This window comes from Arthrobacter sp. 10N418, assembly GCF_056394725.1.
The window spans coordinates 1-8,601 of sequence record NZ_JBFTIK010000043.1 but is presented as its reverse complement, the minus strand read 5'-3'; the positions used below and the strand labels follow the sequence as shown (position 1 = coordinate 8,601).

9 protein-coding genes are annotated in these 8,601 nt (G+C 64.3%); 1 reads left to right on the top strand and 8 read right to left on the bottom strand.

Annotated features, from left to right (window positions below):
• A partial coding sequence (locus tag AC1DCZ_RS18905) for an integrase core domain-containing protein (protein WP_476975333.1) occupies positions 1-144 on the top strand: 144 nt, incomplete at its 5' end.
• 130 nt (positions 145-274) lie between these two features.
• On the opposite strand, the gene AC1DCZ_RS18900 is transcribed toward AC1DCZ_RS18905, so the two are convergent.
• From AC1DCZ_RS18900 to AC1DCZ_RS18865, 8 genes are all read right to left on the bottom strand, one after another.
• On the bottom strand, positions 275-1,510 hold the full coding sequence (locus AC1DCZ_RS18900; RefSeq protein ID WP_476975944.1) for an RNA polymerase sigma factor: 1,236 nt from the start codon (positions 1,508-1,510) through the stop codon (positions 275-277).
• Positions 1,507-1,830, bottom strand: coding sequence for a YciI family protein (locus tag AC1DCZ_RS18895; protein WP_476975943.1), 324 nt, complete (start codon positions 1,828-1,830; stop codon positions 1,507-1,509). The genes AC1DCZ_RS18900 and AC1DCZ_RS18895 overlap by 4 nt, the downstream gene beginning before the upstream one ends.
• A gap of 342 nt (positions 1,831-2,172) precedes the next feature.
• Complete coding sequence (locus AC1DCZ_RS18890) at positions 2,173-3,237, bottom strand: sodium:calcium antiporter (RefSeq protein ID WP_476975942.1); 1,065 nt, start codon at positions 3,235-3,237, stop codon at positions 2,173-2,175.
• Positions 3,238-3,453: 216 nt separating this feature from the next.
• Positions 3,454-3,939 carry a MarR family winged helix-turn-helix transcriptional regulator gene (locus tag AC1DCZ_RS18885; protein WP_476975941.1) on the bottom strand — a complete coding sequence of 162 codons (486 nt, stop codon included), beginning with the start codon at positions 3,937-3,939 and terminating at the stop codon, positions 3,454-3,456.
• Between the two features lie 217 nt (positions 3,940-4,156).
• Positions 4,157-4,483 (bottom strand): DUF1905 domain-containing protein, encoded by a 327-nt coding sequence (locus tag AC1DCZ_RS18880; RefSeq protein ID WP_476895518.1) that lies wholly within the window; start codon positions 4,481-4,483, stop codon positions 4,157-4,159.
• Positions 4,484-5,320: 837 nt separating this feature from the next.
• Positions 5,321-6,733, bottom strand: coding sequence for a site-specific recombinase (locus AC1DCZ_RS18875; protein WP_476975940.1), 1,413 nt, complete (start codon positions 6,731-6,733; stop codon positions 5,321-5,323).
• Positions 6,734-6,794: 61 nt separating this feature from the next.
• On the bottom strand, positions 6,795-7,136 hold the full coding sequence (locus AC1DCZ_RS18870; protein WP_461841819.1) for a helix-turn-helix domain-containing protein: 342 nt from the start codon (positions 7,134-7,136) through the stop codon (positions 6,795-6,797).
• Entirely contained in the window at positions 7,133-8,239 is a 1,107-nt protein-coding gene (locus AC1DCZ_RS18865; RefSeq protein ID WP_476975939.1) for a tyrosine-type recombinase/integrase, read from the bottom strand. Before AC1DCZ_RS18865 ends, AC1DCZ_RS18870 begins: the two co-directional genes overlap by 4 nt.
• Positions 8,240-8,601: the final 362 nt, after the last annotated feature.

Here is an 8,601-nt window from a genome sequence, read left to right as displayed (position 1 = left end):
TGGGCCTACAAGAACGCCTACGACTCCAGCGACCACCGCACCCAGACCCTCACCGGCTGGCTAGACTTCTACAACCACCGCCGCAACCACAGCGCCCTCGGAGGACGACCACCCATCAGCAGATGTAACCAACCTGCCGGCTGAGTACAACTAGGCGGCGCGCGGCCTCCGCCGGCGGGCGGGAGGCCGGCCTGGAAGTCCGCCGACCTGCGGGTGGCGAAGGCGCGCAGGCGGTGGCACACCGGAGTACTTCCGGGATCTTTGCGATCCCGGATCAAGACCCCAGCTGGTCGCGGCGGCGAGTCAGGTATGCGGCCTCGGCGGAGTTGCCCGCAAGTTCGATGGCGTTGTCGTAGGCCGTGCGCGACTCCTGGCTTCGGCCCAGCCGCCGCAACAGGTCGGCGCGGGTGGCGTGGTAGGCGTGATATCCGGCCAAGTCGTCTTCAAGCCGATCGACAGTCGCCAGTGCCACGTCCGGCCCGTCAAGCTCGGCGACCGCGATGGCCCGGTTGAGCGCAATGATCGGCGACGGGTCGAGATTGACCAGCTGGTCGTAGAGGGCGACGACCTGTGACCAGTCGGTGTCGCGTATGTCGCGGGCAGAGGTGTGCACGGCGTTGATCGCGGCGAGGACCTGGTAGGGACCCGGAGCCATTCCGGTGGCCAGACGCCCGCGCACCAGGCGATGGCCTTCGGCGACCAGCGCCGAGTCCCATGCCCCACGGTCCTGCTCGTCGAGGGTGACGAGCTCGCCGCCTGCCGATATGCGGGCGGGGCGGCGGGCCTCGGTGAGGAGCATCAGGGCCAGCAGCCCGGCCACCTCGCCGTTCTCCGGCAAGAGGGCGCGGACCAGGCGAGCGAGCCGGATCGCCTCGGCGGTCAGGTCGGCGCGAACGGGGTCGGTGCCGGAGCCGGTCGCCAGATAGCCCTCATTGAAGACCAGGTAGAGCACGGCGAGTACGCCCGTGACGCGTCCCTGGAGATCCTCCGCGGACGGCACCCGATAAGGGATGCGAGCCGCCTTGATCCTGGCCTTCGCGCGGGTGATCCGACGCCCCATCGTGCCCTCCTGCACGAGGAAGGCCCGCGCGATCTCGGGCATGGTCAGCCCGCCGACCATGCGCAGCGTCAGCGCGACGCGGGCGTCCATCGCGAGCGCCGGGTGACAGCACGTGAAAATCAACCGGAGCCGATCGTCGTCGATGGCGCCGGGAGGCTCGGGCGGGTCGTCGCCGAACACCAGCTGAGCCTCCTTGTGTTTGCCGTCGCGCTTGTTCTCGCGCCGGATTCGGTCGATGGCCTTGCGGTTGGCCGTGGTGGTCAGCCAGGCGCCGGGCTTGGGGGGTATGCCGTCGGACGGCCACCGCCCGAGGGCAGCCGCGAACGCCTCTGCCGCCGCCTCCTCTGCGATGTCGAGGTCGCCGAATCGCCTGGTCAGGGAGGCGACAACGCGCGCCCAGTCCCGGCGGTGGGCCTGGATGATTGCCTCGCTGACGTCGACGACGCTCACAGGAACGGCCGCACTTCGACCCTCCGGTTGCAGGCCTTCGAGCCCTCGGCGGCGAGCTTGAGCGCCACGTCGAGATCGGGGGCCTCGATGATCCAGAAGCCGGCCAGGTACTCCTTCGACTCCACGAAGGGCCCGTCGGTGAACACCGCATCCTTGCCCCGGTTGTCAATGACGGTGGCCGTGTCGGGAAACCCGAGGCCGCCGGCGAAGACCCAGTGGCCCTCGGCCTGAAGCCGATCGTTGAACACGTCAATGGCAGCCATCTCGTCCGAGGGGGCGAGGTCGAGCTTGTCGTGAAGCACGGAAACCAGAAACTGCATCTCAAATCATCTCCTGTGGTTTGGGGCGCCCCTCGTGGGCAGCCACTCACCCCTACTACGAACAACGCTGCCCCGATCGGACAGCAACACTCGGATTTCCACCGACATCCGTAGTGGTTTTCACACTAGAGGCCGATGCCGCTTCCCCACCAGTGCCCGCGCCGTCCCGGAATTGTCCCGGGGAGCGCTCTCACGAAAGCCCAATGCAGCGGGAGTGGCGCGTTGGGTCGTAAGCTACCGTGATAGTCGTAGGAATTGTTCAGATGCCGGGATGGCGGCTGTAAGCGTGCAGACACCGTCTTCAGTTTTTCCTCTTATTTGCCAGTCGGAGTGAAGCACGGATTATCCCGTGGAGGCGACGGCGAAGAGACCGCAGATGCCGAGCAGGTATAGGACAAGGACGGTGAGGGAGTCCGTTCCCATGCCCAGGACTTTCCGCCGGGGGCGGAGGATCAGCCCGAGCATGTAGGTCAGGGTGAGCAGGATGGCCAGGGCCGTGAGGTAGATGTCAGTTGACTGGGCTTGGGGCAGTACGGGTTTCCCGGAGATCAGGACGGCGACGAGGAAGAGGACGGGCAAGAAGGCGTTGCCTCCGAAGATGTCACTGAATGCGAGCTTGTAGTCGCCGTGCTTTACCGATGCCAGTCCCGTGGAAATTTCCGGCAGCGAAGTCGCCAATGCCAGGAACGTGGCACCGAAAAGTACACCGGAAAGACCGATGTGCCCGGCGATCGCTTCCCCGCTTCGCTCGAGTGCCACGCCTGCAGCGAGCGTGACTGCGGCGGCGATCAGGAAGACGGTGACGGAACGGGCGGTGCTTGGGGTGTTCCCGCCCTTCGTCGCCTGGGGTTTGCTGTGCCCACGGGGCTTGCTTTGGCTGTCAGGGGCGTGCCCCTGTTCATGCCACGGCAGGGACTTCTGTGACCGCCGGACCAGGATCAGACCGAGCCCCCAGATCACCGCGATCAGCACTGCGGCGGGGGTGAGCCGGAACGCCACAAGAGAGCCGGGCATCTGGCTGCCGGCAATCACGACACCGAGCACTCCAATGACCGTGATGGCCTCGATGACAAGGGTCAGGGATGCCGCCCGATAGCTCAAGGGCTCGCCACCCTTCGTGCCAAAGAGGTCGAGGATGGCGAGCACGACCGTCTGGATCGCGATTCCGCCGAGGATGTTCCCCACTGCCACGCCGATGTTCCCCGACGAGGCAGCGCTCACGGTGATCGCGACCTCCGGCAGATTCGTCGCCACGGCCAGCAGTATCAGTCCGCCCAGGGCGGAACCGAGGTGCAGCCTGACGTCAAGGACATCGGTCTGACGCGACAGTTGAACGCCGGCCACCCAAATAGCGGCTGCGGCCCCAACAAAAATCAGCAGCAAAAACATCAACGGTAGCGATTCCACCTGCGCTCCCTTCACCCAGCATCAATTGCCGTCCCGACCGGTTTTGTACTCCAAGAATAACTTGCGTTAGCGCAAATAACAGTTGGCTTAGCAGTTGATCCGCGGACGAAATCGACAGGCCGGCACCTGCCACCCGTCTGTGCCGTCGCGCAGCGGCGGGGGAGTTGGAACGATCATTGCCGGCAGCTTGGGCGGCGGCCCTGGAATCAGGGGCCGTCACGTGCGGAGCTCGATGGCGAACCGGCCGTCCTCGGTGCCTTCGCCGCCGTCGGCCTCCGCAAATGCGCTCATGCCAAGCGCCGCAAGCCCGCGCAGCTCTTCCGGCATTCGTCCTATCACCGCTGCAACGGCCTGCCGCCGGTGTTCCAGGACGGTGTTGACCAAAGACTCGCCCCCAGGTGTCAGGGACAGCGCACGGTACCGCTTGTCCCCGGAAGAATCGCGCCGGACGATCAGCCCGGCATGGACCAGCCGTTCGCACATGCGGGTGGCGTTGGAGGGATGTACCCCCAAGTGGCTGGCTACGGCGCCGGGATTCTGCGGTCCTTGCTGCGCCATCAGAACCAGCACACGCAGTTGGGGGCTGGTTACCACGTCTTCGACTTCGATCACCGACTGCGCCACGACACGTAGCAGTACGTTGGCGGCCCGCAGGACCGCATCGATCTGGGCGTCGGCGCTGCCGGCTTCGATTTTGTCCACGGACCCCAGTATCGTCCCGGTACTTCCTGGCCGCAAAGTGGCCTGCGGCATGCCTTTGGGGTCCTGGGGGAGTGGGCTGGAATCGACGATATTGCGTCAGATGCGATAGCCCGCGCACGAGGACGAGCGCTCCCCGGCCGGGCCTCGGCAGGGGCGAAAGTATATTCATGACGAGGAACGGTGTTGCCGTTCGGACGCGGCTAGGCCTCTCAGTGCCTCACACGGTCGGGCCGGTGCCGTTTGCGGCCCGACCACCGCGAGGGGCCAGGCTCATGGCGACCGTCACCGTGTCACCGTCGCCGAACCGCTCCTGCGTGCGGACGTTTTTCTTCACCGGCAGCACGTACTCGCCGTTGTGCGGCAGCAGCGAGGTCTCCCATTCGGTGCCACCGATTCGCACGCGCACCGGGATGGCGCCCCACCCGTAGGTGACCGCAGCCGCCTCGGCCCGGACGTAGTCACATACGTCCGCCGGCAGCGACAACCAGTAGAACGGCGCCGGACCACGCCATTCGAACAATTCCGCGCTGAAGGTCGTGTCCACGTCACGCAACGCTAGTGGTGGCACGTCGCGATATCAACGTCTTTTGCTGCGCATCGAGCTGAATTGGAAAAAGCGTTGAAACCGCGGAGAAACACACAGCGACCGCCAAGCTTGGAACTCCACGGGGAGGGCCTGGATGCTGCATCTGATGAGATACGCAGAGTACAAGCGGGAACGGCACTTATCCGTCTGAGTCCTATTTGCTGGGCGTTTCAACGGATTAGGTTCCCGCTATGGGCCGAGCGGTCACCACCACTCAGGCTGCTTCATTTCCGCATTTGCCAGGGGCGTATCCTTCAGAGTGAGAAGTCGGCCGCGCGCGGTAGGCGTGCGGGTTTTTTGTCGTGCACGGTATTTAGGGGGATGTCGTGGAGGGTGGGAGTGGTGGCAGCCGAATCAGACTGAGCCCACGTGTCCGGGTCGCGCTGAGAGTGTTCCTGCTGGTTGTGCTGATCATTCTTTCTGTGGGCGTGGCCAGCGGTGTCCTTTCGTACTCGGTGGTGGCGGTGGCGATAACCGGCCTCCTCGTGGGTCAGTTCTCCAGCGCAGATCGTAAGCCTCCGGCCGACGTCGAGGGACGTCTTGGCTGGTGGAAACGCAGGGAACGTGGGGCCTTATATACGGCCTGGTGGGTACTCATACTGTTCGCCGGTGTGCTGATTAGAACGCTTTCCGTCGACGGCGCGTCCTGGCGAACAGCCTTGATGTTGGGCATCATGGCTTTCCCGCTCTGGGTAATTCTCCGCAAACCTCCTGCACGTCCTTGGGACCCTGGCCGGCTTACGAAGTAACTGGCCGGCCAGCGCACTTGCGTGACGAACGCTTCAGGCACGGGTCTTATCTGGGTGAAGTGGGCTTCGTCGCGTAGCCGGCCATCGGGATCGCCGCATCGGCGGCGTGTTTGTGGATGACTTGGTAGCTGTAGCCGAGTGCGTTTGCGACCAGGGTTGGTGGCAGTTCCTCGATGAGGCTGCGCAGGGCGGTGTTCCGTGCGCCGCCGGGATCGATCCCGAGGGCGCGGAGTTGGCTCATCATCGCGTCGGCGTGGATGTGCTGGCCCGGGAGTGTGCCAGGGAAGAGCCACTGGCTCGCGGCGTTGCCGGTCTGCTGGTTGGGCCGGTCGTGCAGGTAGTCCCAGAACATGGGGGCGATCTGGGCGGGGACCAGGACGGGGGTGTTGCCCAGGCTCAGGTGCAGACCCTCGGGCAGGGCTTGAAGGTCCGCGCATTTCAAAGCGGCGATCTTGCCGACCGGCTGGCCAAAGAGCAGCAGGATCAGCCCCGCGACCCGGAATCCCAGGGGCGCTGACGTCGATTCGATGCAATGCCGGATCAGGGTGAGGCGTTGTTGTTGGGTGATGAGCGGCATGGTGGCGGCGTAGCGGTGCGGTATCTGAAGCCTGCCGATTTCCTTGTTCTTGATCTGCCAGACGAGGAAGGTGCGGATCACGTAACGGGTCGTGGGCCCTTCGCTCAGATATTGGTTCAGGTGCGTCTGCCTCAGGCCCTGGATGGCAAGTCCGTGCTCCGCGTGCAGCCACCTGAGGAACTTCCCGGTTTCAGTGATTTCCTGTTTCGCGGAGCGGACGGCGGTGTTCAGCGATTTTCCCGGACTGGCCATTTGGCGGAGGCGATTGAGGTGGTGCCATCGGGCGAACCGTTCGATCGGCGCCTGTATGTGCGGTGTTTCGGAGAGGGCCTGGATGCGGGCCGTCAGCCATGCTTCGAAGGCGGCGAGTCGGCGGTCGCGGGCCGGAAGCATGCCATGGTGGACGAGCAGCTCGCGAAGGTACTCCACTGAGCGGGAGGCGGGCAGCGCGTCAAAAGATTCGTGAGTGAGGGCGATGCTTCGGGTGCCGAGACCGGTGAGGAGTTCTTTGGTGTTGGCCCCGCGCATCCAAGTGTAGATGCTCTCGGGCCTCGCCGCGTCGGCGAGCACTCCGATGAGGCGTTTGAGGCGCAAGTCTGGGGGAGTGTGGGGGTGGAGCAGGGCATCCAGGTCGGAGCGGAGGACGCAGCGGATGCAGTGGCCGGCGCGGAATCGTTCGGTTTCGGTGCCGCAGCTCTGGCAGCTCATGTTAGTGGTTATGCCCGCGCAGTCCCTGCAGATGTCGGCGCCGTCGGCGGTCCTGCCGGGGAGCAGCCTGTCTTTGCCGCAGCCGGGGCAGGTTCCGCGCGTGCGCAGTGCGGTGGTGAAGCAGATCCCGCAGATTGGTCCGTCGGGCCAGGTCACCCGGATCTTGGCGGCCATGCGTCCGCATCGGGCGCACCGGTGGTCGCCGGGGGACCGGGGCCGGCCGCGGGTCCCGGGCTTAGTCGTCGTCAAGGATCCGGGCCCTGACAGGCTTGTATGCGTCAGCGAACCTGACCACGTTTTCCCCGGACGCGGCGGCCTGTTTCTGGCGTTTGGTCCTAGCGTCGGTGGCCGTAAAGGTGAACAGCTCGTTTGCCTCGACTCCGAAGATGTCACAGAGGGCGGCAAGGAGCTGGAAGGAGATCCGTTCGGGGTTCTGGCTGACCATGCGGTAGATCTGTGATTCGGAGAGGGTGATGCCTCTCTCGCGCAGAGGTGCCACGAGTTCGCGGGTGTTGCGCATGCCATGCCGGGCCATGAGCTCACGGGCCCGCCACCGGTACTCGATGTCTCGTTTCATTGTCTTTCCTCCTTCGGCCGGACGGCCCTGTCAATCATGCCTTCCAGCACACGGTTGAGCTCACTCGTCTGATAATCGCTGGAGACGGCCGTATAGAGGGATGTCGTCGATGCGTGTTCATGGCCGACCTGCCGCTGGACGAAGATGTGGTCGAAGCCGAAGTGCTCAAACAGATGGGTGACATAGGACCGGCGCAGGGAGTGGATGTCCAGGCCGGGCGGATAACCGAGCTCATCGATGTAGTCCCGGAAGCGGCGGTGCAGGTTGGACTTGGGAACCGGCAGCCCGTTCGCCGTGGGAAAGACCTCTGGCACCGCCGGTGCCAGCCACGGCAGTCCGGTCCTGATCCAGATGTCCACGACGGCCGGGGACCAGTCAAAGACCGTCAGTACGGAGCGTCTCTTGGGCGGTGAGCCGCGCTGTGCCTTGCCGTATCTGACCTGCAGGACACCAAACTCACCGAACTGCGGAGCCCTGCGGTTTCGGGAAAAGTCCACGGTCTGCAGGTGCGTGACCTCGTTGGCCCGCAGGCCCCAGGCATAGGCGGTCTTGAACAGCGTGGCATCACGATAAGCGGCGACCGCGCCCTTTCGTCCCGAGGCCAGGACCCGTTCGACCTCGAGATCCGCCAGGTCGAAGAATCCCTGCAGCTCGGACCTGGTGAACGGCCGCTTGGCTGGTGCCTGCTCGTTGTTCTGGGCGTGGCGGGCGCGGTTGAACTCGGTGATGATCTGGGCAGGGGAGCGGCCGAATGCCTGGATGCAGATGCTGTCCCATTCGTAGACAGGATCGGTCAGGAAATCGCAGAACACCTTCAAATGCGTCTGGTAGGCCCGGATGGTGGCAAACGCCAGGTTTACGATCGACCGCTCGTGTGCGAAGAAGTCATCAGCGTCCCCGACGGTCCAGTCCCACGGATAATGCCCCGTATGATCCACGAAACGCCGGACAAGACTTTCCCGTCCTCGGATCGTGCCGACCGTAAAGTTCCGAGCCAGCTGCTGCTGTTTCCAGCCCGTGAGCATGTCCTCGAAAACGGCATCCGCGGACATCGCGTCCTGGCGCAGCGGAAGCCTGATCAGCCGGCCCTGCTCGGGGTCCATCACGTCTCCGATATGTCTGCAAATAATGCTCTCAGAGTGCATAAAATGCGAATCCATGTCAAGGAAACCCCTAAATGCCGCGGAATTATCGGCCTTCGCGGCATCCCGAATCCGTCGACCATTCGACGCGCCGGACCGACGCCCGGCGCGTCGTCGAAAAGGTTTGGAGCCCTCCAATGGCGCGGATTTCAATCCCCAGGCAGTCGGAAATAGGTGTCCTGTCTCATCTAACTTGAACCATCAGGGCCTGAATTTAGGCGGTTGGGTCAACTGTAGTGAGACAAAATGAGTGCCCTTGTCTCACTACAGTTGACCCAAATCGCAGAAACCTGCGTTGGTTACGCTCCAAGCCTCAGCTGGCG

What these genes read in the sequence shown, in the direction of transcription:
- AC1DCZ_RS18895 (WP_476975943.1), bottom strand. Translation starts at nt 1,830, where the DNA reads ATGCAGTTTCTGGTTTCCGTGCTTCACGACAAGCTCGACCTCGCCCCC.
- AC1DCZ_RS18875 (WP_476975940.1), bottom strand. Translation starts at nt 6,733, where the DNA reads ATGGCCGCCAAGATCCGGGTGACCTGGCCCGACGGACCAATCTGCGGG.
- AC1DCZ_RS18870 (WP_461841819.1), bottom strand. Translation starts at nt 7,136, where the DNA reads ATGAAACGAGACATCGAGTACCGGTGGCGGGCCCGTGAGCTCATGGCC.
- AC1DCZ_RS18865 (WP_476975939.1), bottom strand. Translation starts at nt 8,239, where the DNA reads ATGGACCCCGAGCAGGGCCGGCTGATCAGGCTTCCGCTGCGCCAGGAC.